The organism is Pseudomonas sp. UBA4194 (assembly GCF_002379585.1).
Lineage (GTDB): Bacteria > Pseudomonadota > Gammaproteobacteria > Pseudomonadales > Pseudomonadaceae > Aquipseudomonas.
In genome coordinates, this window is sequence record NZ_DFUE01000048.1 from 60005 (window position 1) to 83476 (window position 23472).

General features: G+C 62.1%; 17 protein-coding genes and 1 other RNA gene. 8 read left to right on the plus strand and 10 right to left on the minus strand.

From position 1 onward, the window contains the following. Positions 1-57: 57 nt before the first annotated feature. Genes B3397_RS13015 through B3397_RS13025 form a run of 3 tightly spaced genes read left to right on the plus strand, consistent with a single transcriptional unit; the run spans position 58 to position 2682 of the window. Complete coding sequence (locus B3397_RS13015) at positions 58-999, plus strand: NAD-dependent epimerase/dehydratase family protein (protein WP_296250666.1); 942 nt, start codon at positions 58-60, stop codon at positions 997-999. Position 1000: 1 nt separating this feature from the next. Next, positions 1001-2284 (plus strand): NAD(P)/FAD-dependent oxidoreductase, encoded by a 1284-nt coding sequence (locus tag B3397_RS13020; RefSeq protein ID WP_296250670.1) that lies wholly within the window; start codon positions 1001-1003, stop codon positions 2282-2284. Continuing rightward, positions 2281-2682, plus strand: a complete 402-nt coding sequence (locus B3397_RS13025; RefSeq protein WP_296250673.1) for a GtrA family protein — start codon at positions 2281-2283, stop codon at positions 2680-2682. The genes B3397_RS13020 and B3397_RS13025 overlap by 4 nt, the downstream gene beginning before the upstream one ends. A gap of 252 nt (positions 2683-2934) precedes the next feature. On the opposite strand, the gene recR is transcribed toward B3397_RS13025, so the two are convergent. The 4 genes from recR to dnaX all read right to left on the minus strand — a co-directional run bounded on the left by recR (position 2935) and on the right by dnaX (position 7445). Further along, positions 2935-3537 (minus strand): recombination mediator RecR, encoded by a 603-nt coding sequence (gene recR / locus B3397_RS13030; RefSeq protein ID WP_296250675.1) that lies wholly within the window; start codon positions 3535-3537, stop codon positions 2935-2937. A gap of 66 nt (positions 3538-3603) precedes the next feature. Beyond that, positions 3604-4638, minus strand: a complete 1035-nt coding sequence (locus B3397_RS13035) for an NADP-dependent oxidoreductase (protein ID WP_296250678.1) — start codon at positions 4636-4638, stop codon at positions 3604-3606. 289 nt (positions 4639-4927) lie between these two features. Beyond that, positions 4928-5254, minus strand: coding sequence for a YbaB/EbfC family nucleoid-associated protein (locus B3397_RS13040; RefSeq protein WP_043189078.1), 327 nt, complete (start codon positions 5252-5254; stop codon positions 4928-4930). Positions 5255-5327: 73 nt separating this feature from the next. After that, the gene (gene dnaX, locus B3397_RS13045; RefSeq protein WP_296250685.1) at positions 5328-7445 is read right to left on the minus strand and encodes a DNA polymerase III subunit gamma/tau; all 2118 of its coding nucleotides are present in this window, start codon (positions 7443-7445) and stop codon (positions 5328-5330) included. A gap of 115 nt (positions 7446-7560) precedes the next feature. Here dnaX and B3397_RS13050 point away from each other — a divergent pair, with 115 nt between their 5' ends. Further along, positions 7561-8304, plus strand: coding sequence for a substrate-binding periplasmic protein (locus B3397_RS13050; RefSeq protein WP_296250688.1), 744 nt, complete (start codon positions 7561-7563; stop codon positions 8302-8304). A gap of 131 nt (positions 8305-8435) precedes the next feature. Further along, positions 8436-8657 carry a hypothetical protein gene (locus tag B3397_RS13055; RefSeq protein ID WP_296250690.1) on the plus strand — a complete coding sequence of 74 codons (222 nt, stop codon included), beginning with the start codon at positions 8436-8438 and terminating at the stop codon, positions 8655-8657. Positions 8658-8807: 150 nt separating this feature from the next. On the opposite strand, the gene ffs is transcribed toward B3397_RS13055, so the two are convergent. Next, positions 8808-8904: signal recognition particle sRNA small type (gene ffs / locus B3397_RS13060), an RNA gene on the minus strand. A 304-nt stretch (positions 8905-9208) separates the two neighbouring features. Between ffs and B3397_RS13065 the strand changes: the two genes are divergently transcribed. Continuing rightward, positions 9209-9700, plus strand: a complete 492-nt coding sequence (locus B3397_RS13065; RefSeq protein ID WP_296250693.1) for a GNAT family N-acetyltransferase — start codon at positions 9209-9211, stop codon at positions 9698-9700. Between the two features lie 98 nt (positions 9701-9798). Here B3397_RS13065 and B3397_RS13070 read toward each other — a convergent pair whose 3' ends face one another. From B3397_RS13070 to B3397_RS13090, 5 genes are all read right to left on the minus strand, one after another. Next, complete coding sequence (locus tag B3397_RS13070; RefSeq protein ID WP_296250695.1) at positions 9799-10965, minus strand: zinc-binding metallopeptidase family protein; 1167 nt, start codon at positions 10963-10965, stop codon at positions 9799-9801. 178 nt (positions 10966-11143) lie between these two features. After that, the gene (ligA, locus tag B3397_RS13075; protein ID WP_296250697.1) at positions 11144-13498 is read right to left on the minus strand and encodes an NAD-dependent DNA ligase LigA; all 2355 of its coding nucleotides are present in this window, start codon (positions 13496-13498) and stop codon (positions 11144-11146) included. 537 nt (positions 13499-14035) lie between these two features. After that, positions 14036-14968 (minus strand): cell division protein ZipA, encoded by a 933-nt coding sequence (gene zipA, locus B3397_RS13080; protein ID WP_296250698.1) that lies wholly within the window; start codon positions 14966-14968, stop codon positions 14036-14038. 262 nt (positions 14969-15230) lie between these two features. Next, a complete protein-coding gene (smc, locus tag B3397_RS13085) occupies positions 15231-18719 on the minus strand; it encodes a chromosome segregation protein SMC (protein ID WP_296250701.1) in 3489 nt (1162 codons plus the stop codon). A gap of 2 nt (positions 18720-18721) precedes the next feature. Next, positions 18722-19381, minus strand: a complete 660-nt coding sequence (locus B3397_RS13090; RefSeq protein WP_296250703.1) for a GntR family transcriptional regulator — start codon at positions 19379-19381, stop codon at positions 18722-18724. 258 nt (positions 19382-19639) lie between these two features. On the opposite strand from B3397_RS13090, the gene xdhA reads away from it, so the two are divergent. Beyond that, complete coding sequence (gene xdhA, locus B3397_RS13095; protein WP_296250705.1) at positions 19640-21094, plus strand: xanthine dehydrogenase small subunit; 1455 nt, start codon at positions 19640-19642, stop codon at positions 21092-21094. Then, positions 21087-23472: xanthine dehydrogenase molybdopterin binding subunit (xdhB, locus tag B3397_RS13100; protein ID WP_296250708.1), on the plus strand; the 2386-nt coding region annotated here is incomplete at its 3' end. The genes xdhA and xdhB, both read left to right, overlap by 8 nt.

Genomic DNA, 23472 nt, shown 5'->3' on the forward strand with positions numbered 1-23472 from the left:
TGTACGCCGCTCCTACAGGGCTTGGTGAACTGAATTCAGCTATGGAGTGGTGGAGTCATGGATAAATCGAGCAAAATTCTCATTCCTGGCGGGGCGGGGCTGGTGGGGCAGAATCTGGTGGCCCACCTCAAGCGTCGCGGCTATACCAATCTGGTGGTGCTGGACAAGCATCGCAACAACCTCGCCGCGCTCAAGCGCATGCACCCTGAACTCACTATCGAATACGCAGACCTAGCCGAGCCGGGGGCCTGGCAAGTGTTGTTCGACGGTGCCGACGCGGTAGTGATGTTACAGGCGCAGATTGGCGATCCATCGATCGAGCCGTTCGTGCGCAACAACATCACCGCTACCGAACATATTCTGGCTTGTATCAAGCAGTACGCCATCCCCTATACCGTGCATATCAGTTCATCGGTGGTTGAGTCGGTGGCTGATGATTTCTATACGCAGACCAAAACCACTCAGGAACAGATCGTACTGGCCAGCGGCATCAACTGCGTGGTGTTGCGCCCTACCCTGATGTTCGGCTGGTTCGATCGCAAGCATCTGGGCTGGCTGTCGCGGTTCATGCAGAAAGTGCCGGTGTTTCCCGTGCCGGGGCATGGCCGTTATATGCGTCAGCCACTGTATGTGGGGGACTTCTGCAGCATTATCGTCAGTTGCCTGGAAACCGGGATCGCCGGCAAGGTGTTCAACGTGACGGGGCTGGAGAAGATCAACTACATCGACATCATCCGCCAGATCAAGAAAAGCGTGGGGGCCAATGCGCTGATCGTGAAGATCCCCTACAGCCTGTTCTATACGTTGCTCAAGACCTGGGCCGTGTTTGACAAGAATCCCCCTTTCACCCCTTCCCAGCTCAAGGCGCTGATTGCGCCGGATGAATTCGAGATCATCGATTGGCCGGCGATTTTCAATGTCACGCCGACGCCCTTCGATGCGGCCATCCATGAGACGTTCAACGATCCGACGTACAGCAAAGTCGTCATGGAGTTCTAACATGGGCAAGCGTATTGCGGTACTTGGCGCAGGGCCGATGGGTTTGGCTGTGGCTTATCAACTGGCTCGCGATGGGCATTGCCCGGTGATCTACGAGGCGGACGACCGCATCGGCGGCATGACTGCATCGTTTGATTTTTCCGGACAGAAGATTGAGCGCTATTACCACTTTCATTGCATTTCGGACCATGCGTTCCTGAAAGTGCTGGATGAACTCGGCATCGGCGCAAAGATGCGCTGGGTGAAAACGCGCATGGGCTATTGGTATTTGAACCAGGTGCAGGACTGGGGCAATCCGGTCGCGTTGTTGAAGTTCAAGGGGCTGAGCCTGACGGCGAAGGTGCGATACGGCGCTCACGCGTTCCTCTCGACCAAGCGCGATGACTGGAAGCCATTGGACGATGTCGAGGCAACCGGCTGGATCAAACGCTGGGTCGGCGATGAAGCCTATGAGGTGCTGTGGCGGCGCCTGTTCGAGTACAAGTTTCATCACTTCACCGGCAACTTGTCGGCGGCGTGGATCTGGAGTCGAATCCGCCGTATCGGGCGCTCCCGCTACGACCTGTTCAACGAAAAGCTCGGCTATCTGGAAGGCGGTTCGGAAACGCTGTTGCAGGCCATGCACGCGGACATTCTGAAAAATGGTGGGCAGATCCACCTGCGCACGCCGGTGCAGGAAGTGCTGATCGAGGATGGCAAGGCGGCAGGGTTGTTGGTCGAGGGTGAGCGACTGACGTTTGACCGGGTGATCAGCACTATTCCGATTCCCTACATTCCCAAGGTGATTCCTGGATTGCCGGCCAAGGCGCTGGAACAGTTCAAGGCCAAGAACAACATCGCCGTAGTGTGCGTGATCGTCAAGCTGCGCAAGGCGTTGACCCGCAATTTCTGGCTCAACACCAATGATCCGGAAATGGATATTCCGGGGATTGTGGAATACAGCAATCTGCATCCGTTGAAGGACCACATTGTGTACGTGCCGTTTTACATTCCTCAGGATGATCCGAAGTACAGGGACGATAACCAGGTGTTCATCGATAAGGTGAAGCGCTATTTCCGGAAGATCAATCCATCGTTGCAAGAGAGTGATTTCATCGATGCGATGGCGAGCCGGTATTACTACGCGCAGCCGATCTGTCAGCCGTCGTATATGGACAGTCTGCCGCCGGTGAATATCATCGAGGGGTTGTGGGTGGCCGATACCTCGTATTACTACCCGGAAGACCGGGGCATCTCCGAGAGTATCGACTTTGGCAGGCAGATGGCGAAGGATGCGGCGCGATGATGACCTTGTTTGCTTCGCGGGAGTTTCTGGTTTTCATTTTGACGGGCGGAACTGCGGCGCTGGTGAACGTGTGCTCGCGGTATGTCTATAACCTTTGGATGTCCTTTCCGAATGCGATCATTCTGGCGTATCTGACCGGGATGTGTACGGCGTATGCATTGGCGCGGATGTTTGTGTTTCGCCATTCCACGCAGTCGACCGGGCGCTCGATGGTGATGTTTTCGTTGGTGAATGTGGTGGCGGTGGTGCAGACGTATGTGATCAGTCTGTTTTTAGCGGAGTATTTCTTGCCGAAGATGGGTGTAGAGGTGTTCGTGCGGGAGATTGCCCATGGGATTGGTGTAGCGGTGCCGGTTTTTACCAGTTATGTGGGGCACAAGTATTATTCGTTTAGGTGAGGCTGCGGGGTGGGATTGGCTTTTGTGGTGGATGTGAGGGCCTCATCGCGGGCAGAGCCCGCTCCCACAGGGGATTGTGCTGTGGCAAAGAGCCTGCTCCCACAGGGGGGACCGTGCTGTGGCGAAGAGCCCGCTCCCAAAGGGGGACTATGCTGTGGCGAAGAACCCTCTCCCACTATAGGACTGTGCTGCGGCGAGGATCCCTGTGGGAGCGGGCTCTGCCCGCGATGAGGCCAGCGCAGTCGCTGAAAATCACAGCGAGATCGGCTTACGCCCCGCAAACGAGTGGGCCAGCGTTCCGCCATCCACCAACTCCAGCTCTCCACCCAACGGCACGCCATGGGCGATGCGCGAGGCGATGAGGCCTTTCTTCGCCAGTAGCTGAGCGATGTAGTGGGCGGTGGCTTCCCCTTCGACCGTGGGGTTGGTGGCCAGGATCACTTCGGTGAAGCTGCCCTGCTCTTCTATCCGCGCCATCAACTGCGGAATGCCAATCGCTTCAGGGCCCAGCCCATCCAGCGGCGACAGGTGCCCCTTGAGCACGAAGTAGCGCCCACGGTAGCCGGTCTGCTCGACGGCATATACATCCATCGGCCCTTCCACCACGCACAGCAGCGTGTCGTCGCGCCGGGGGTCGGCGCATTGCGGGCACAGCTCTTCTTCGGTGAGGGTACGGCACTGACGGCAATGGCCGACACCTTCCATGGCCTGGCTCAGCGCCTGGGCCAGACGGCTGCCGCCGCTGCGGTCACGCTCGAGCAGCTGCAGAGCCATGCGCTGGGCAGATTTCTGACCGACGCCTGGCAAGGTGCGCAGCGAGTCGATCAGTTGGCGAATCAGGGGGCTGAAGCTCATGGTAATACGGCCTGCGAAGACAACGAGACGCGGTTTATACCCGCGCCTCCCGGTGAGGTCAAATCCTTATGCCTCGGACACCTTGACCACCAACTTGCCGAAGTTATGGCCTTGCAACAGGCCGATAAACGCTTCGGGTGCCTGCTCCAGGCCTTCGACCACGTCCTCGCGGAACTTGATCTTGCCATCACGCACCCACGGCACCATGGCCGAGAAGAATTCCGAATGGCGGTCGCCGAAATCATCGAACACGATGAAGCCCTGCATGCGTACGCGTTTGGTCAGCAGCATGCGCGGCAGCAAGCCGAAACGGTCAGGGCCTTCCGGCAGCTCGGTCTGGTTGTAGGCAGCAATCAGACCACACACCGGGATCCGCGCCTTGGCGTTGAGCAACGGCATGACCGCGTCAAACACCTTGCCGCCAACGTTTTCGAAGTAGACATCGATGCCTTTGTCGCAGGCCTGGGCGAGGTCTTCGGCAAAGGTCTCGCTTTTGTGGTCGACGCAGGCGTCGAAGCCCAGCTCTTCCACCACGTAACGGCATTTATCCGGCCCACCCGCAATGCCCACCACTTTCAGCCCTTTGATCTTGCCGATCTGCCCCACCACCGAGCCGACGGCGCCGGATGCGGCGGCCACTACCAGGGTTTCACCTTCCTTGGGCTGCCCGATGTGAGTCAGGCCCATGAACGCGGTCATGCCGGGCATGCCCAGCACGCCTACTGCCATGGATGGGCTGGGGATACCGGCCGGCAGTGGCATGACATCGCTGCCATCGCTGATGCTGTGGGTCTGCCAGCCAGTGCTGCCGACCACCAAGTCGCCTTCACGGAATTTGGGGTTCTTGGATGTTTCTACGACGCTGACGGCGCCGCCGGTCATGACTTCGCCGATTTCGACTGGGGCGGCGTAGGACGGCGCGTCGCTCATGCGGCCGCGCATGTAGGGGTCCAGGGACAGGTAGAGGGTGCGCAGCAGGATTTGGCCGTCTTCAAGATCAGGCAGGGCCTCGCGTTCCAGGCGGAAGTTCTCGGGCGTGGGCGCGCCCTTGGGGCGGGAGGCGAGAACGAAGCGCTGGTTGAGGGTCATTTCTTGGGACATTGCGGCGGGCTCCTTGTGGAATGCTATAGGGGGAAGACAGCGGCTCGGGGATGGGCGTTCAGTTGGGGTGCTGTTGTGGGGGATGGTCCCCTCACCCCAGCCCTCTCCCTAGGGGAGAGGGAGCCGATCACCGCTAGTCGCAACACCGCGTACTGCCTTTTGCCCCCTCTCCCTGAGGGAGAGGGTTGGGGTGAGGGGACCATTCACCGCAAATAACCACCACAACCCGATACCACCCAAAAAAAATGCCAGGCAAACGCCTGGCATTTTCATTTCCAACCTGGACACCTTAGAACGGCATCTTGAACCCGGGCGGCAGTTGCATGCCGGAGGTCATGCCGGACATCTTGTCCTGGCTGTTCGCTTCGATCTTGCGTACGGCGTCGTTGACCGCGGCGGCGATCAGGTCTTCCAGCACGTCTTTGTCTTCCTGCATCAGGCTGTCGTCCAAGGAGACGCGCTTGACGTCGTGGCGACCGGTCATCACCACGCTGACCAGGCCAGCACCGGACTGGCCGGTCACTTCGGCTTTGGCCAGTTCTTCCTGCATCTGGGCCATTTTTTCCTGCATCTGCTGCGCCTGCTTCATCAGGCCGGCCATGCCACCTTTCATCATGGGGTTCACCTCAAGGGTCGATGGGTTGTGACCGCGCGGCGCCGGGGCGATTGCGCGGTGTCGGGTATTCAGCTTACTGAGTTGGGCTCGCCACGGCTTCGACAGGTTCAATAGTATCGTTACGAATGGTTGCGCCGAACTGTTGCAGCATTTGTTGGATGAACGGGTCGCCCTGGATCGACGCCTCGGCGTCTTTCTGCCGATTGGCCCGCTTGCGCGCAGCCGCCTGGGCCGGGGTTTCCTGTTCGGGCCGCACCAGCTCGATGGTCAGCGTGAGGGTGCGGTTGTGGTATTGGTTCAGGGCATCGTTCAAGCGCCGCTGTTGGGTGGCGTTGAACAAGGCACTGTGGGCCGGGTCCAGGTGCAGCAGCCAGGCGTCACCGTCCACGGCGATCAGCGTGCAGTTGGCGGCGATGCTGCCGGTCATGCCGGAAATAGGCAGTTTTGGAAACAGCTCAAGCCATTCGAGCGCCAGGCCGGTGGCGGGTTGGGACGCCGGAAGCACTTCGGGTTCAGGCTCCACCGGGGTGTCGTGGACTGTCTCGCTGGCCAGCTCGTCGAGGTAGCTGTAGGCGGCACCGTCCATTTCCGGAGCGTAGTAGTCCTCGTCCAGCGGCGGCTCGTCGTCGCGATCCATGCCAGCCGGGGCGTATTCGACAGGCTCGGCGTCCTGGGCGAAGGCGGCGGTTTCGGTTTCCGGCGCGTCGGGGACAGCACTGGCCGGGGTCGGCGCGGGCATCGGCGTTAGCGCGGGTTGCTCGGCCACGGTGTCCAGGATGGGCTCTGGGGCGATGGGCGCGGCAGGCGCGGGGTCGTTCCAGGGAAGGTCGATGACCTCTTCCGCAGGCGTTGATGCCAGGGCCGCGTCATCGGCCGCGGGGGTGGCCTGGGGTTCCGAGGGGGATTCTTCGCGCCCGTACGCTGCGCCTACAGGGTCCGCGGTGGGTTGGGGTACGGCGTCCGGCGCCAGGGTAGGCTCTGGCTTGGGTACCGCGGTGGGGCTGGACGCGGATGAATCCGCTGCTACGGCCACTGAGTTGGCGGAATCAACTGTGGCTTGGCTGATCCCCACTGGCTTTAGCGGTTGGCTGGGTCCTTCGCTGGTACCCGCCGGGCGGAACGCCAGCATGCGCAGCAAAACCATTTCGAAGCCGCTGCGCAGGTCCGGCGCCAGGGGCAGATCGCGACGACCGATCAGGCCCATCTGGTAATAGAACTGCACATCTTCAGCCGGCAGCGCCTGAGCCACTGCCAGTACGCGATCACGATCACCCTGCCCGTTGTCCACGGCCTCGGGCAGCGCCTGGGCCACCGCGACGCGGTGCAGCACATTGAGCATCTCGGCCAGCACGCCGTTCCAGTCCGGGCCCTGCTCGGCCAGATGCCGCACGGCTTCGAGCAGGCCCCGTGCATCGCCTTCGAGCAGTGCCTGAAGCACGCCATAGACCTGGCCGTGATCCAGCGTACCGAGCATGGCGCGCACGTCGGCGGCCAACACCTTGCCTTCACCGAAAGCGATGGCCTGGTCGGTGAGGCTCATGGCATCGCGCATCGAACCGTCGGCGGCGCGACCTAGCAACCACAGGGCGTCATCTTCGAATGGCACGTTCTCCACGCCCAGCACATGGCTGAGGTGTTCGACCACGCGCTCGGGCGTCATGTTCTTCAGGGAGAACTGCAGACACCGGGAAAGAATGGTCGCCGGCAGCTTTTGCGGATCGGTGGTCGCGAGGATGAATTTGACGTAGGGCGGCGGCTCTTCCAAAGTCTTGAGCAAGGCGTTGAACGAGTGACTGGAAAGCATGTGCACTTCGTCGATCAGGTAGACCTTGAAGCGGCCGCGGCTTGGAGCATATTGAACGTTGTCGAGCAGTTCGCGGGTGTCCTCGACCTTGGTGCGGCTGGCGGCGTCGATCTCGATCAGGTCAACGAAACGGCCTTCGTCGATTTCGCGGCACACCGAGCACTCGCCGCAAGGCGTGGAGGTGATGCCGGTCTCGCAATTCACGCATTTGGCAATGATGCGGGCAATGGTAGTCTTGCCCACACCACGGGTACCCGTGAAAAGGTAGGCATGGTGCAGGCGCTGGTTGTCCAGCGCGTTGATCAGAGCCTTGAGCACATGGGTCTGGCCAACCATTTCGCGGAACGAGCGCGGACGCCATTTACGTGCAAGAACCTGATAACTCATTGAAAACCGTCGCGACATGAAAGCGGAAGACCGCTAATCCTAGCGGAGCAGGGGCAAAATTGCATCCAGTGCCCTCACCTATTACAGCGCCATCGCAAAACAACTGGAGAGGCTTATGCGTCTAGCCCTGAGCGCGCTGGTGTTGCTGGCCTGCAATGCCCTGGCCGAAGAACCACCGATTCGCTTCGCTGTGGGCGAGGCCTGGAGCATGCCGCTGATAGACCTCAACGAAGGCGTGCCCTATCGAGGGATCATGTTCGACCTGCTCCATAGCCTGGCGACGCAGGTGGGCAGCCCGGCCGAGTATCAGGTGCTACCCCGGTTGCGCATGGCGGTGGCCATGGAGCGTGGCGATGTCGATGTGCGCTGCTACACCGCCCAATCCTGGCAACCGAACCTGTCCGGCGACTATATCTGGAGCCTGCCACTGATCGAGCAACGAGACTTCCTGGTGGCCAGGGCCGCCGACGGCGCGGCAGTGAACCCCGACGATCTGCAAGGCGAGTACATCGGCACCGTGCTTGGCTATGCCTACGACACGTTGGAACAGGGCTTTCGCGACGGTCGGTTGATCCGCGACGACGCCCGCAGCCAGGGCCTGGTGCTGGAAAAGCTCGCCATTGGCCGCTACCGGTACGCCGTGACCAACCAGCTCTCGCTGGCCTGGTTCAACCGGCACAGGCCCGCCACCGAGCGGCTCGAGCCGGTGGCATTGCTGCAGGTGCAGCAATTGGGCTGCTACGTGCGCAACGACCCTGCCCTGCCCGTCCAGCGCATCCTGCGAGTGCTGCTGCGTATGAAAATGTCGGGAGAGATCGATCGCATCCAGCAGCGCTACGACCTTGAAACGGCGCCCTGAAACTCGGGCTGATAAACCTTGTAACCACCGTTGGGCGGCCAACCTGTCTAGACCGTAGGTCAGCGGCACCGGGACAGCTATTTCTGTCCTACACTGCGGTTGAATCCCAGAACAATAATAGGGAAACCCCAATGATTGATAACGACTACAAGAAACAACATCAGAGCCTGCTGACCCATATCGAACAGGGAGATCTGACCTACAACCGCTTCAGGGAAACGCGGACGGTAAGGGCATTGGTACTGGCAGGATTCCTCACACGCGAAAAAGTGCAGAAGCCGGATGGGACGGTGGAAGCGAAGCTTGAATTGACCCAGGCTGGGCATCGATACCTGGCTGGCCTCTGGTACTGACAGCAATGCCACAGTTCGGGCGTTCGAGCGGGCGCCCGGATCGAAAGTCGCGCATTGAGCAATTGTAAACAGTCTTTGTATAGGAAGTCTGTGTGGAGATAGTGCGAGAGAGGTATTGCTTCTGGCTAGCGAACGCTAGATAGGTGGCAACCCCACCAGCCACACCCCGGCACACAATGTTCCCGCTGTGGCTGCTGCCTTCCGGCTCTGACCAGGTTCACGGGTAATCGTTGCGGGGGGACCGGTAGGGTCACCATAACGACACTCGCTAGGTAGCGAGCGGGGGCCATTGTACCGATCTTGAGCGAAGTTACAACCCGTTGTGAAGATAAAAATTTGAGGGGTGTCAGGGACTTGGGTGGTGGGGGTTGTGGGGTGTGGGTTGGCTTGGGTTTTTGTGGGGGATGGTCCCCTCACCCCAGCCCTCTCCCTGAGGGAGAGGGAGCTAAAAGCAGATCGCGTATAGCCGCAACACCACCGCACGGCTCACGATGACAGCCCCGCCCAGTATTGCTACGGTACTCACCCCTACCGAGCCTAAGCCCATCACGATGACCCTCACGCCCTACCCCCATCTAACGCCCACCCAGCGCGACGCCTTGTCCCAGCTGGAAATCCATCCGGCCCAGAAAGCGTTCTCCGGCGATATCGAGATGGCGCTCTATACCTTGCTCGGCTGCTCCAACGACGACATCCAGGGTTTTGCCTTGCTAGTGGATGATGTGCCGCGGGCGTTTCTGTTGCTCAAGCATGGCGAGTTCGTGCCTCACTGGGCCGAGGCCGGCGCGGCGACGTTGCATGCCTTGCAGGTGGATCGGCGCATGCAGGGGCGTGGTTTGGGGCGGGCATGTCTCGAGGGGTTGCCGGCAGCGGCGATGGCGGCCTGGCCGGATGTGCGCAGGTTGGAGTTGTCGGTGGATGCGGATAACGAGGCGGCGATCAGGCTGTATGCGGGGATGGGCTGGATGGACAGCGGCGAGGCGTATCGGGGGCGGATCGGGTTTGAACGTCGGATGGTGTACCTGATCACGCCACCCCTGTAGGAGCGGCGTGAAGCCGCGAAAGGGGTCGCCGCGGTTTTTCAGGGACACCGCGGGGCGGCTTTCGCGGCTGGGACGCCGCTCCTACAGGTGGGGGGGACTTATACTTGCAATACGTCGTCGGCGCGGCCGCCGGCTTCCTGAACGACCACGTGGATGAAGTGCAGCTTGGCGATGACGGCCGGAGGCAGTACGAACGGGTAGAAGTCCGGTTGACCCATGGAGCGGGACAGTTCATTGAGCATGCCGGCCAGCTCGATCCAGGCGTTGACGAACGAGAGGAAGGCCGGGCCGCTGGAGTGCTCGGGGTCGTAAAGCGTGTCCAGCGGAAACGGGGTGTAGTCGAAGTCCATTTCCTTGGCGCTCATGCCGAATCCCAGCGCGGTGTCCACGGCGTCCATCATGTGCAGGTAGTGAGCCCAGGTTTCTGCCCAGTCCTCCCACGGGTGCATGGTGGCATAGGCGCTGACGTGGCTCTGTTGCCAGTCCAGCGGTGCGCCCTGATCGTAGTGGCGCTGGAGGGCGTCGGCGTAGCTTTGGGTTTCGTCGCCGAACAGGCGCCGGCAATCTTCCTGCCAATGGGTGTTCGCGATCAGGCGATCCCAGTAGTAGTGGCCCACTTCGTGGCGGAAATGGCCGAGCAGCGTGCGATAGGGTTCGCGCATCTGCACCCGGACCTTCTCGCGGTGGGCATCGTCGGCTTCCTTGATGTCCAGCGTGACCAAGCCATTGGCATGGCCAGTGGTGGGTGCATTGCCTTGCAGATCGACACCGACGAAGTCGAAGGCCAGGCCTGTTTGTTCGTCTTCGAACTTGGACACCACAGGTAGCCCGAGATTGATGAGCTGCGCCACCAGGCGGCGTTTGGCGGTTTCCACCTTGCGCCAGTTTTCCGGGTTCTCGGGGACGGTGAGGTCAGGGATGGTGCGGTTCAGGTTACAGGCGATGCACAACGCACCAACACCGGAGGCAGCCGGAACCATCCAGTTGCACGCCGCTGGCGTGTCGAGGTTGGCGCAGCGGCGAAACAGACCGGCTTCAGGGTCGCTGTGCAGCTGCCAGGTGCCTACTTCCGGGCCGGCATCCAGCGCCGACAGCACATTGCGTTCCGGCCAGTAGCCCAGGGCTGACTGGCACGCCAGGCACTGGCTGTTGCGAAAGAAGATCGACTGCCCGCAGCTGCATTCCCAGACTTTGCTGTGACGGTTTTCGGGCTTGATGAAAGGGGCGGTTATTCTTGTAGTCAGTTGTTCAAAGAAACGATACATGGCGATCTCCCGTTGGCCTGCCATGACTAGAGCATGGCCGATTGAAAAAGGTTTCATTTGGGAGCTGTGTGGCTTTTTGGGGCGGTTTTTCTGGGGGACTGCAGGGGGGCTTTCGCGGCTGTACGCCGCTCCTACAGGGGGTTGCGTGTGTGTGTAGGGCGGCGATGTTGGGGGGGGGTTATGGCTCGATGTCGTGGGTTGCTAGGAAATCGACGAACTGGTCTTCGTCCAGCACCTTGACCCCTAGCTCGTTGGCCTTGGCCAGCTTGGAGCCGGCGCCGGGGCCGGCGACCACGCAGTGGGTCTTGGCGGACACGGAGCCTGCGACCTTGGCGCCCAGGCTTTCGAGCTTGTCTTTGGCGACATCGCGGCTCATGCGTTCCAGGGAGCCGGTCAGCACCCAGGTCTGGCCAGTCAGAGGCAGGCCTTGTACGACCTTTTTGGTGCTGGCCCAGTGCATGCCGAACGCTTGCAGCTGAGCTTCCACGGCCTTGGCCATTTCGGCATTGCGCGGATCGCGGAAATACTCGCGCACGGCGTCCGCTTGCTTGGCATTTAGCGCCTGGCGCAGGTCGATACCATCGGCCTCGATGATCTTTTCCAACGAGCCCAGCTTGGCTACCAGTTTCTCGGCGCCGGTGGGCCCGACCGAGCTGATGTCGAGCTTGGCGATAAGCCCGGCCAGAGTGGTACTGGCGGCGTATTCGGCGTGGACTTCGCCCTCCTCTTGCAACTCCAGACCGCGTTCCAGCAATTGCTTGATCACTTTCTGATTGTGCGGATCTTCGAAGAAGCTGTGGATCTCGAACGCCACCTCCAGGCCGACATCGGGCAGATACGTCAGTACCTGCGGCAATGCCTCGCTCACCCGCTGCAACGACCCCAGCGAACGAGCCAGCACCTTGGCCGTCTCCTCACCCACGTCCGGGATGCCCAGCGCGTAGATGAAGCGCGCCAGGCTCGGGCGCTTGCTGTCGTCGATGGCCTTGAGCAGGTTCTTGCTGGAGAGCTCGGCGAAGCCTTCCAGCTGCACCACACTGTCGAAGTCCAGGGTATAGAGGTCGGCAGGCGACGACACGAGGCCTTCGTCCACCAACTGCACGATGCTTTTTTCGCCCAACCCGTCGATGTCCATCGCCCGTCGCGAAACGAAGTGGATGATCGCCTGCTTGAGCTGCGCGCCGCATGCCAGACGGCCGACACAGCGGTAGACGGCGCCTTCGCTGACCGTCTGCTTGCCTTTGCTGCGCTTGATCAGTTGGGTGCGCTCGACGTGGGAGCCGCATACCGGACAGGTTTGCGGGATCTCCACGGCACGGGCATTGTCGGGCCGACGTTCGGTGACCACCTGCATCACCTGCGGGATAACGTCACCGGCGCGGCGGATGATCACGGTGTCGCCGATCATCAGACCCAGGCGAGCGACTTCGTCCATGTTGTGCAAGGTGGCGTTGGCGACGGTGACACCCGCCACTTTCACAGGTTTGAGGCGTGCCACCGGGGTAACCGCGCCGGTGCGGCCGACCTGGAATTCCACGTCCAGCAGCTCGGTGAGCTCTTCCATGGCCGGGAATTTGTGAGCGATGGCCCAGCGCGGTTCGCGGGCGCGGAAACCCAGCTCGCGCTGTGCGCCGATGCTGTTGACCTTGAACACCACGCCGTCGATTTCGTAGGGCAGCTGGGTGCGGCGCGCGCCGATATCGCGGTAATAATCCAGGCACTCTTCGATGTTCTTCGCCACTTTCAACTCGCGACTGATGGGCATGCCCCATTGCTTGAGCTGTTCGAGGTTGCCAGTGTGGGTGGTGGCGATATCGTGGGCTACCTGGCCGATGCCGTAGCAGCAGAATTCCAGCGGGCGGCTGGCGGTAATTTTCGAGTCCAGTTGACGCAGGCTGCCGGCGGCGGCGTTGCGCGGGTTGGCGAAGGTTTTGCCACCCACTTCCAGTTGGGTTTCGTTGAGACGCTCGAAGCCTGCCTTGGACATGTACACCTCGCCGCGCACTTCCAGGGTGGCCGGCCAGCCGCTGCCGTGCAGCTTGAGGGGAACGTTGCGGATGGTCCGCACGTTGACGCTGATGTCTTCACCGGTGGTGCCATCGCCACGGGTGGCGCCGCGCACGAGGGCGCCCTCCTGGTAGAGCAGGCTGACGGCAAGGCCGTCGAGCTTGGGTTCGCAGCTGTATTCCACCGCTGCACCGCTGCCGAACAGGTCGCCCACCGGCAGGTCGAGGCCTTCGGTGACGCGGCGGTCGAATTCGCGCAGGTCGGTTTCTTCGAAGGCGTTGCCCAGGCTGAGCATGGGGATCTCGTGGCGCACCTGACTGAAGGCAGTCAGCGCGGCGTTACCGACGCGTTGCGTGGGGGAGTCGGGGGTGACCAGGTGCGGATTCGCGGCTTCGAGGTCCTTGAGCTCGCGGAACAGTCGGTCGTATTCAGCGTCGGGGATGCTGGGCTCGTCGAGCACGTGGTAGCGGTAGTTGTGCTGGTCCAGCTCGGCGCGCAGTTCAAGGATTCGGGTAGCGGCGGTCATGTCGGGTTCTCGCTTGAAGCAAAAGAGCAGCCAAGGCTGCTCTCAGATTTATTCGATCGTAGCAGCGGCGTAAGCCGCGTCGGCCTTCGCCGCGGTGAATCAACAGCTCCGCGGTGAGGCTATCGCGGGCAGAGCCCGCTCCCACAGGGGAACGGGGGTGTGTCAGGTGCTCCGCGGTGGGGCTATCGCGGGTAGAACCCGCTCCCACAAGGGGGCGGGGTGTGTCAGGGGCTCCGCGGTGAGGCTATCGCGGGTAGAACCCGCTCCCACAGGGGGGGCGGGGTGTGTCAGGGGCTCCGCGGTGAGGCTATCGCGGGTAGAACCCGCTCCCACAGGGGGCGGGGTGTGTCAGGGGCTCCGCGGTGGGGCTATCGCGGGTAGAACCCGCTCCCACAGGGGTGCGGGGGTGTGTCAGGGGCTCCGCGGTGGGGCGATCGCGGGTAGAACCCGCTCCCACAGGGGGGTGTGGGGCCTGGGGCAGCGCTGGACCCTGTGGGAGCGGGCTCTGCCCGCGATGGGTGCGCTGCGGTTTCGAGGCTAGCGCTTGTGCGTGAGCGCGCGGCGTTCGAACTCCACGATGCGCTGACGGTAGTGCTCGATGGTCTGAGCGGTCAACACGCTGCGCTGGTCATCCTTGAGCTCACCGTCCAACTCGTGAGCCAGCTTGCGGGCTGCGGCGACCATCACGTCGAAGGCCTGCTTGGGATGACGCGGACCGGGCAAGCCCAGGAAGAAGCTCACCGCACGGGTGCTGAAGTGGTCTATATCGTCCAGATCGAACACACCGGGCTTCACTGCATTGGCCATGGAGAACAGCACTTCACCATTGCCCGCCATGCTTTCATGGCGATGGAAAATGTCCATCTCGCCAAAGCGCAAGCCGCTTTCCAGGATGTTCTGAAGCAGCGCCGGGCCCTTGAACCCGCTGTCGCTGCGCGAAATCACGCTGATCACCAGGACTTCCTCGACCGGCGCCAGGTCCTTGGTTTCGGCAGTGCTCACACCGCTGCTGGAGAACCCTTTGCCATCGTCCGGAAAATCGTCGTCCCGAGCACGCGCGGCCTTGAAGCTGGGCAGCGGCTTGCTCGGCTGCGCCTTGGGCTCGCGCGGCGGTTTGCTGATGCGCGCTTCCTGATGTTCCTTGATGTCGTCCGCTTCGACCGCCAGGTTCAGGTCGCCCTGATGCGGCTGGGGCTCACGCTTGCGCTTACTGCTGCCCTCGCGGGGCTCGGCGCTCATGGGCGGCAGGTCGGGCTCGTCCAGGTGGGGCTCTTTCTGATCGTCCAGTACACGGGGCGGGCCCAGCACTTCAGCGCCGCCGTCGTCGTCTGGCAGATTGGAAATATTGCGGTCAAGACGAAACTTCAGCTTGCCCTTGCCACCGCGCATGCGGCGCCAGCCATCGAAGAGAATACCGGCAATGACAATGATGCCGATGAGGATCAGCCACTCGCGCAGACCGATTTCCATGTAATCCTGTGCCTCTAATAAAAATGCTGAAAAATAAAGGGCTTGAACCCTCTTTAAGACGTGGCGCCAACTCTATGTTCTGACAGGCGTTTTCTCCACGCGTAGCAATATGTACATTAAGCTAGCACGACCCAAGACAACTTTACACCGTCTGTCGCTTGGAACCCCCTTTTCCGTAGCAGCGGCGTAAGCCGCGTCCAAGACTACGTGGTGTATCAGGTTCGGCGCGGCAGGGTCGGACGCGGCTTACGCCGCTGCTACATTAAGCGTCTACCATGGCCATGGCTTCTTCCACATCCACTGCCACCAGTCGCGAACAGCCGGGCTCATGCATGGTCACCCCCATCAATTGATCGGCCATTTCCATGGCAATCTTGTTGTGGGTGATGTAGATGAACTGCACCGTCTGCGACATCTCCTTGACCAACCGCGCATAGCGCCCGACGTTGGCGTCGTCCAGCGGCGCGTCCACTTCGTCGAGCATGCAGAACGGTGCCGGATTCAGTTTGAAGATGGCGAAAACCAGGGCCAGAGCGGTCAAGGCTTTCTCTCCACCGGAGAGCAAATGAATGGTGCTGTTCTTCTTGCCAGGCGGGCGCGCCATGATTGTTACCCCAGTATCGAGTAAATCTTCGCCCGTCAGTTCCAGATAAGCACTGCCACCACCAAAAACTTTTGGAAAAAGTGCCTGCAAACCGGCGTTTATTTGATCGAAGGTGTCTTTGAAACGGTTGCGGGTCTCCTTGTCGATCTTGCGAATGACGTTTTCCAGGGTATCCAGGGCTTCCACCAGATCGGCGTCCTGAGCATCCAGATAGCGTTTGCGCTCGGACTGCTGCTGGTACTCGTCGATGGCCGCCAGGTTGATCGCACCCAGGCGTTGGATCCGGGCGTCGATGCGCTGCAGTTCCTCTTCGGCTTCTTTCTCGTTGGCCAAGGCGTCGAGGGTGGCCAGCACGCCGTGCAGGTCGTAGCCATCTTCGTGAAGTTGGTCTTGCAGGGTCTTGCGACGCACGCTCAGGCCTTGCCACTCCAGACGATGCTGCTCCAGCTGCCCACGCAGCAACTGCGCCTGCTGCTCGGCCTGGGTCCGGCGCTTCTCGGCGTCGCGCAGTTCGCGGTCGGCGTCTTCCATGGCATTGCGCGCCTGGCGCATTTCTTCGTCCACGGCCATGCGCCGTTCCAGCAACTCTTCGAGCTTGAGCCGCAGCTCTTCCAGAGGTGCTTCGCCCTCCTCCAGACCCAAGGTCAGCTGCTCGCGTTTTTCATTCAGGCGCTCGGCTTGCAGTTCCAGGCGTTCGAGGGCCTGGCGCGTGGAGCCGTGCTGAGCCCGCAGCGAGCCCAAGCGCACCGCCAGCTGATGGGCCTGGTCCTTGTGCTGACGGGCGTCCTGACGCACCCGGTCGAGGCGTTCGCGCAGGCTGTCACGCTGAGCCATGAGCAACTCGCGCTGTTCGGTGTCCAGGGCCATGGCGTCCAGAGCGTCCTGCAGTTGCAGACGTGATTCGCCGACCTGTTCGTGTTCCAGCGCCCGCTGCTCGCCCAGCTCGGCCAGCTCCTCGTCGAGCCGACGGCGACGCAGGGTCAGCTGTTCGACCTTCGCCTTGCCAGCGGACAGCTGGGCCTTCACCTCACCCTGGCGACGGTTTTCGTCCTGGATGCGGCGGCGCAATTGCTCGCGCTGCTCTTCATCGAGACGTTGCCGTTCGCGCAATACCAGCAGCTGTTCTTCCAGGGCCGCGAGAGCGGCTTCGCGCGCTTGCAGTTGGGCCTGCAGTTCCACCAATTCCTGACCGCGCGCCAGCACCCCACTCTGGGCATCGCTGGCACGATTGACCCGCAGAAAATGCCGGCCCACCCAGTAGCCATCCTGGCTGACCAGGCTTTCATCCGGCGCCAGTTGGGTACGTTGGGCCAAGGCCGTATCCAGGTCGGCCACAGGACGCACCTTGGCCAGCCAGGGGCTGAGATCAACGCTGCTTTCGACCTTGTCCAGCAGGCTTCCCGTGGCCATTGCCGTGTCGGGCCCCAGGCTGAGCAACCGCAGATCGCCCTGCTCGAAGCCAGCCAGGTCCAGCCCACTGAGTTCGTCTACCAGCACCGCTTGCAGGTCGGCGCCCAGCACGGTTTCCACCGCAAGCTCCCAACCGGCTTGCACCTTGAGGCCCTCCGCCAGTCGCGGACGCTGGTCCAGGCCTTGGGCACGCAGCCACTGGGCGGTGCCGGTGCCGGGGTCCAGAGCCGCCTGCTGCAACGCTTCCAGGGAAGCCAGTCGACCGTTGAGTCGTTGCAGTTCACCCTGGGCCTGTTGCTGCGCCTGAGTGGCCTCTTGCAGTTGCTGGCGCACCTGCTCGAGACCCTCGACGTGCTGCTCTTCTTCTGCCGCCCACTCTTCAAGGACCAGCTCGCTGGTGGCCAGCTGTTCGGCCAGGTCCAGGATGGCGGCATCTTCCGGATCGGCAGCGAGCAATTCGCGCTCTTCGCCCAGGCGGCGCTGGCGTTCGGCCAGTCGCTCCATGGACAGCTCCAGTTGGGCGATGCGCGCCTGTTGCACCTCAGCCAGACGTCGCGGTTCGGCGGAATGGGTGTTGAACTGGTCCCACTGCTCCTGCCAGCCATGCATGGTGGCTTCGGCCTCTTCCAGAGACGCCGCGGATTCCTCGGCGGCGGCGCTGGTCATCTCCTGTTCGGGCTCGAGCATTTCCAGCTCTTCGCCCAGGGTCGCCAGCAAGGTGCGGTCGTGGCCGAGGTGCGATTCGGTTTCCAAACGTGCTCGCTCGGCTTCCCGGTAGTCGTCCTGCAACTGGCGCAGACGCTGCTGGCCGTGCTGGATGTTCTGCTCCACGCGACCTATGTCGCCGCCCACCGAATAGAAGCGCCCCTGCACCAGATTGAAGCGCTCGGACAGATCGTGGTGACCATCGCGCAAACGTTCGATGCTGGCGTCGGCATTGCGCTGTTCGGCCACGAGGGCCTCGAAGGCCACTTCCTGATCGCCGATCACTGCTTCGCGCTGGCCCACCTGCTCATTCAGGGCTTGCCAGCGCAGGGCCGACAGCTGCGCCTTGAGTTGACGTTCCTCGGCCTTGTACTGCTGATACTTCTCGGCCGCCTGGGCCTGGCGATGCAGGCGTTCGAGCTGGCGCTCCAGCTCTTCGCGCAGGTCGGTCAGGCGCGCCAGGTTTTCATGGGTACGGCGAATGCGGTTCTCGGTTTCCCGACGGCGTTCCTTGTATTTGGAAATGCCCGCCGCTTCCTCGATGAAGTTGCGCAGGTCCTCGGGCTTGGCTTCGATCAGCTTGGAGATCATGCCCTGTTCGATGATCGAGTAGCTGCGCGGGCCCAGCCCGGTGCCGAGGAAGATGTCGGTAATGTCGCGGCGGCGGCATTTGCTGCCGTTGAGGTAGTAGGTGTTCTGGCTGTCGCGGGTGACCTTGCGACGAATGGAGATTTCCGCGTAGGCCGCGTATTCGCCCACCAAGGTGCTGTCGGCGTTGTCGAACACCAGCTCGATGCTGGCCTGGCTGACCGGCTTGCGGCTGGTAGAGCCGTTGAAGATGACGTCGGTCATCGATTCGCCGCGCAGGTTCTTTGCCGAACTTTCGCCCATCACCCAACGCACCGCGTCGATGATATTGGATTTGCCACAACCGTTAGGGCCCACCACCGCTGCCATGTTGCTGGGGAAGTTGACCGTGGTGGGGTCGACGAACGACTTGAACCCGGCCAGCCGGATGCATTTCAGGCGCATGCTTAACGCGCCGCCAGCGCGGACAGCACCAGCGCACAGCTGCGCTGGCAATACTCGCCGAGCACGTCGCGAATGCGGGGCAGATCCCGTGCGGTGACCGCTGCCAGCAGGCGCTCGAACAGGTCCAGGTATTCACCCATCGACGCCTTGCGCTGCTCAAGAGCCAGATAGTAGGTGCGGTTCATGGCCGGTTGCAGGTTCTCGATGGTTTCTTGCAGGTAGGGATTGTTGGCGAACGGATAGGCCGCACGCATCACATTGAAGCTGTCGTCGACGAAGGCATTGATGTCCTGATGCTCGAAGCTGGCCTGCAGGCGCCGCTGGATGGCCAGGAAAGGCGCCAGGTCGCTCTCGCTCTGCCAGCGCTGGGCCACGGCGTTGCCGAGCAGGATGTACATCTCGCTCATGAGCGTGCAGAGGCTGCGCACCTTGTGCTCGCTGAGTTCGCTGACCTGTGCACCCCGGCGCGGCAGAATATCGACCAGGTGCCGGCGCTCGAGGATCAGCAGCGCTTCGCGAACCGAGCCACGGCTGACATTCAGCGCCTGGGTGACCTTCTGTTCCTGGATGCGCTCGGTCGGTTGCAGTTCGCCACTGATGATGCGGTCCGCCAGGTATTGGGCAATTTGCTCGGCGAGGCTGTCCGGCGCCTTGAACGTCATGGTTTTCCTTCGACACTCTGTGAACGGTACAAGCGGCGCAGTGTAGCGCAATTGGGGGGTGGGTTGTGGGGGTTGGCATGGTTGTCGCACGGAGCTTTCGTGCTTGCTCTCCCCTAGGGAAAGGGCTGGCGTGAGGGGACCATCCCCCACGAACCCCAATTTTCCTGACCGAAAAGTCAACAAATGATTGACCGCCAGGTCAGACCCGCATAGATTCAGCAAAAAGCGTAATAACAATATGCGTCGTGAGGCCTTCCCGTGATCCAGTTTCTTTTGAATCAGCAGTTACGCACAGAGCATGCGCTAGACCCGAACCTGACGGTGCTCGAGTACCTGCGCGAGCACCTGAGCAAACCCGGCACCAAAGAGGGCTGCGCCAGCGGCGACTGTGGCGCCTGTACCGTGGTGGTGGGTGAACTGCACGGCGAGGAGGGTCAGGAGCGTATCCGCTACCGCAGCCTCAATTCCTGCCTCACGTTCGTCTCCTCCCTGCATGGCAAGCAGCTGATCAGCGTCGAAGACCTCAAGCACCAGGGCCGACTGCACAGCGTGCAGCAGGCCATGGTCGACTGCCACGGTTCGCAGTGCGGCTTCTGTACCCCCGGCTTCGTCATGTCGCTGTTCGCCCTGCAGAAGAACAGCGACGCACCCGACCTGCATCAGGCCCAGGAGGCCTTGGCTGGCAACCTGTGTCGCTGCACCGGTTACCGGCCGATTCTGGCGGCCGCCGAACAGTCCTGCTGCGCCACCCGCCAGCCCGACCAGTTCGACAGCCTGGAGCCGCAGACCATCGCCCGCCTGAAAGCCATTGCGCCCACCGCCATCGGCGAGCTCAACAGTGGCGAGAAACGCTGCCTGGTGCCGCTCACCGTGGCCGATCTGGCCGACCTTTACAGTGCTCACCCCGAAGCCCGGCTGCTGGCCGGCGGCACCGACCTGGCCCTGGAAGTGACCCAGTTCCATCGTACCCTGCCGGTGATGATCTATGTCGGCAACGTGGCCGAGATGAAACGCATCGAAACTTTCGACGACCGTCTGGAAATCGGTGCCGCCACCTCGTTGACCGATTGCTACGCTGCGCTGGCAGCGGAATATCCCGACTTTGGCGCCCTGCTGCACCGCTTCGCCTCGTTGCAGATCCGCAATCAGGGCACCCTGGGCGGCAATATCGGCAACGCCTCGCCCATCGGCGACTCGCCACCGTTGCTCATCGCTCTGGGCGCCAAAATCGTGCTGCGCAAAGGCCAGACCACCCGCACCCTGCTGCTGCAGGACTATTTCATCGACTACCGCATCACTGCCCGGGAAGAGAGCGAGTTCATCGAGAAGATCATCGTGCCTCGGGCCGACCCCGCTCGAAGCTTCCGCGCCTACAAGGTGTCCAAGCGACTGGACGACGACATTTCTGCCGTGTGCGCCGCCTTCGACCTGCACATCGACAACGGTGTGATCAAGGATGCCCGCGCGGCCTTCGGTGGCATGGCCGCCATTCCCAAGCGCGCCAAGGCCTGCGAAGCGGCACTGGTGGGCCAGCCCTGGAACCACGCCACGCTGGAAGCCGCCTGTGCGGCCATGGCCGATGACTTCACGCCGCTGTCGGACTTCCGCGCCAGCAAGGAATACCGCCTGCTGAGCGCGCAGAACCTGCTGCGCAAGTACTTCATCGAACTGCAAACGCCGCACATCGAGACTCGGGTGACTGCTTATGTCTAACCATCACGCCAGCAAGACCCAGGCCGAGATGGCCGAACTGTTCGCTCAAGGCCTGACCAGCGGTGTAGGCCGCAGCGTCAAGCACGACAGCGCCGACAAGCACGTCAGCGGTGAGGCGGTGTACATCGACGACCGCCTGGAATTTCCTAATCAGCTGCACGTGTATGCGCGCATGTCCGACCGGGCCCACGCACGCATCCTGCGCATCGACACCTCGCCCTGCTACAACTTTCCCGGCGTACGCATCGCCATCACCCATGAGGACATTCCCGGCCTCAAGGACATTGGCCCCCTGCTGCCCGGCGACCCGCTGCTGGCCATCGACAAGGTCGAGTTCGTGGGCCAACCCGTGCTGGCCGTGGCCGCCTGGGACCTGGACACTGCGCGTCGCGCGGCCATGGCGGCAATCATCGAATACGAGGACCTCGAACCGGTGCTGGACGTGGTTCAGGCCCTGCGCAACAAGCATTTCGTGCTCGACAGCCATACCCATCAGCGCGGTGACTCGGTCACCGCGCTGGCCGGCGCACCGCACCGCATCCAGGGCACCTTGCACATCGGTGGCCAGGAGCATTTCTACCTGGAAACCCAGATCAGCTCGGTGATGCCCACCGAAGACAACGGCATGATCGTCTACTGCTCCACCCAGAACCCCACTGAGGTGCAGAAGCTGGTAGCCGAAGTGCTGGATGTGCCGATGCACAAGGTGGTGGTGGACATGCGCCGCATGGGCGGCGGCTTTGGTGGCAAGGAAACCCAGGCCGCCAGTCCCGCCTGCCTGTGCGCCGTAGTGGCGCGCCTGACCGGCCAGCCGACCAAGATGCGCCTGCCGCGGGTCGAAGACATGCTGATGACCGGCAAGCGTCACCCCTTCTATATCGAATACGACGTGGGCTTCGACGACACCGGGCGCCTGCACGGCATCAATCTGGAGCTGGCGGGCAACTGCGGCTGCTCGCCGGACCTGTCGGCCTCGATCGTCGACCGCGCCATGTTTCACTCGGACAACGCCTATTACCTGGGCGACGCCACGGTCAACGGCCATCGCTGCAAGACCAACACGGCGTCGAACACGGCGTACCGCGGTTTCGGCGGCCCTCAGGGGATGGTTGCCATCGAGGAGGTGATGGACAGTATCGCCCGCTACCTGGGCGCTGATCCGCTGGCGGTGCGCAAGGCCAACTACTACGGCAAGACCGAGCGCAACGTGACCCACTACTACCAGACGGTCGAGCACAACATGCTCGAGGAAATCACCGCCGACCTGGAGCAAAGCAGCCAATACCATGAGCGACGTGCAGAGATTCGCGCGTTCAACGCCAGCAGCCCGATCCTGAAGAAAGGCCTGGCGTTGACGCCGGTGAAGTTCGGCATCTCATTCACCGCCAGTTTTCTCAATCAGGCTGGCGCGCTGGTGCATATCTACACCGACGGTTCGATCCATTTGAACCACGGCGGCACCGAGATGGGCCAAGGTTTGAACGTGAAGGTGGCGCAAGTGGTGGCCGAGGTGTTCCAGGTGGACATCGAGCGCATCCAGATCACCGCCACCAATACCGAAAAAGTACCGAACACGTCGCCCACCGCGGCCTCCAGCGGCGCCGACCTGAACGGCAAGGCGGCCCAGAATGCGGCGGAAACCCTCAAGCAACGGCTGGTGGAATTTGCCGCTCGGCATTATCGGGTGACCGAGGAGGACGTGGAGTTTCGCAACGGCCATGTGCGGGTGCGCGACGACATCCTGAGTTTCGATACGCTGGTGCAGCAGGCCTATTTCGCTCAGGTGTCGCTGTCCAGCACCGGGTTCTACAAGACCCCGAAAATCTACTACGACCGCAGCCAGGCGCGCGGACGGCCGTTCTACTATTTCGCCTATGGCGCGGCGTGTTGCGAGGTGGTGATCGATACCCTGACGGGTGAGTACAAGATGCTGCGCACCGACATTCTTCACGACGTGGGCGCCTCGTTGAACCCGGCCATCGATGTCGGCCAGGTGGAAGGCGGTTTCGTGCAGGGCATGGGCTGGCTGACCACCGAGGAGCTGGTGTGGAATGCCAAGGGCAAGCTGGTCACCAATGGCCCGGCCGGGTACAAGATTCCGGCGGTGGCGGACATGCCGATCGATCTGCGGGTGAAGCTGGTGGAGAACCGCAAGAACCCGGAAGACACGGTGTTCCATTCCAAGGCCGTGGGTGAACCGCCGTTCATGCTGGGGATCGCGGCGTGGTGTGCGATCAAGGATGCAGTGGCGAGCCTGGCCGATTACCGGGTGCAACCCCAGGTGGATGCACCGGCGACGCCTGAGCGGGTGTTGTGGGGGTGCGAGCAGATGCGCCAGGCAGTCGCTTCGGCGCCGACCCCATCGCGGGCAGAGCCCG

What these genes read in the sequence shown, in the direction of transcription:
- ligA (WP_296250697.1), bottom strand. Translation starts at nt 13,498, where the DNA reads ATGACCGCCGCTACCCGAATCCTTGAACTGCGCGCCGAGCTGGACCAG.
- B3397_RS13065 (WP_296250693.1), top strand. Translation starts at nt 9,209, where the DNA reads ATGACCCTCACGCCCTACCCCCATCTAACGCCCACCCAGCGCGACGCC.
- B3397_RS13090 (WP_296250703.1), bottom strand. Translation starts at nt 19,381, where the DNA reads ATGACGTTCAAGGCGCCGGACAGCCTCGCCGAGCAAATTGCCCAATAC.
- dnaX (WP_296250685.1), bottom strand. Translation starts at nt 7,445, where the DNA reads ATGAGTTATCAGGTTCTTGCACGTAAATGGCGTCCGCGCTCGTTCCGC.
- B3397_RS13050 (WP_296250688.1), top strand. Translation starts at nt 7,561, where the DNA reads ATGCGTCTAGCCCTGAGCGCGCTGGTGTTGCTGGCCTGCAATGCCCTG.
- B3397_RS13070 (WP_296250695.1), bottom strand. Translation starts at nt 10,965, where the DNA reads ATGTATCGTTTCTTTGAACAACTGACTACAAGAATAACCGCCCCTTTC.
- smc (WP_296250701.1), bottom strand. Translation starts at nt 18,719, where the DNA reads ATGCGCCTGAAATGCATCCGGCTGGCCGGGTTCAAGTCGTTCGTCGAC.
- B3397_RS13035 (WP_296250678.1), bottom strand. Translation starts at nt 4,638, where the DNA reads ATGTCCCAAGAAATGACCCTCAACCAGCGCTTCGTTCTCGCCTCCCGC.
- B3397_RS13040 (WP_043189078.1), bottom strand. Translation starts at nt 5,254, where the DNA reads ATGATGAAAGGTGGCATGGCCGGCCTGATGAAGCAGGCGCAGCAGATG.
- recR (WP_296250675.1), bottom strand. Translation starts at nt 3,537, where the DNA reads ATGAGCTTCAGCCCCCTGATTCGCCAACTGATCGACTCGCTGCGCACC.
- zipA (WP_296250698.1), bottom strand. Translation starts at nt 14,968, where the DNA reads ATGGAAATCGGTCTGCGCGAGTGGCTGATCCTCATCGGCATCATTGTC.
- B3397_RS13055 (WP_296250690.1), top strand. Translation starts at nt 8,436, where the DNA reads ATGATTGATAACGACTACAAGAAACAACATCAGAGCCTGCTGACCCAT.
- B3397_RS13015 (WP_296250666.1), top strand. Translation starts at nt 58, where the DNA reads ATGGATAAATCGAGCAAAATTCTCATTCCTGGCGGGGCGGGGCTGGTG.
- B3397_RS13025 (WP_296250673.1), top strand. Translation starts at nt 2,281, where the DNA reads ATGATGACCTTGTTTGCTTCGCGGGAGTTTCTGGTTTTCATTTTGACG.
- B3397_RS13020 (WP_296250670.1), top strand. Translation starts at nt 1,001, where the DNA reads ATGGGCAAGCGTATTGCGGTACTTGGCGCAGGGCCGATGGGTTTGGCT.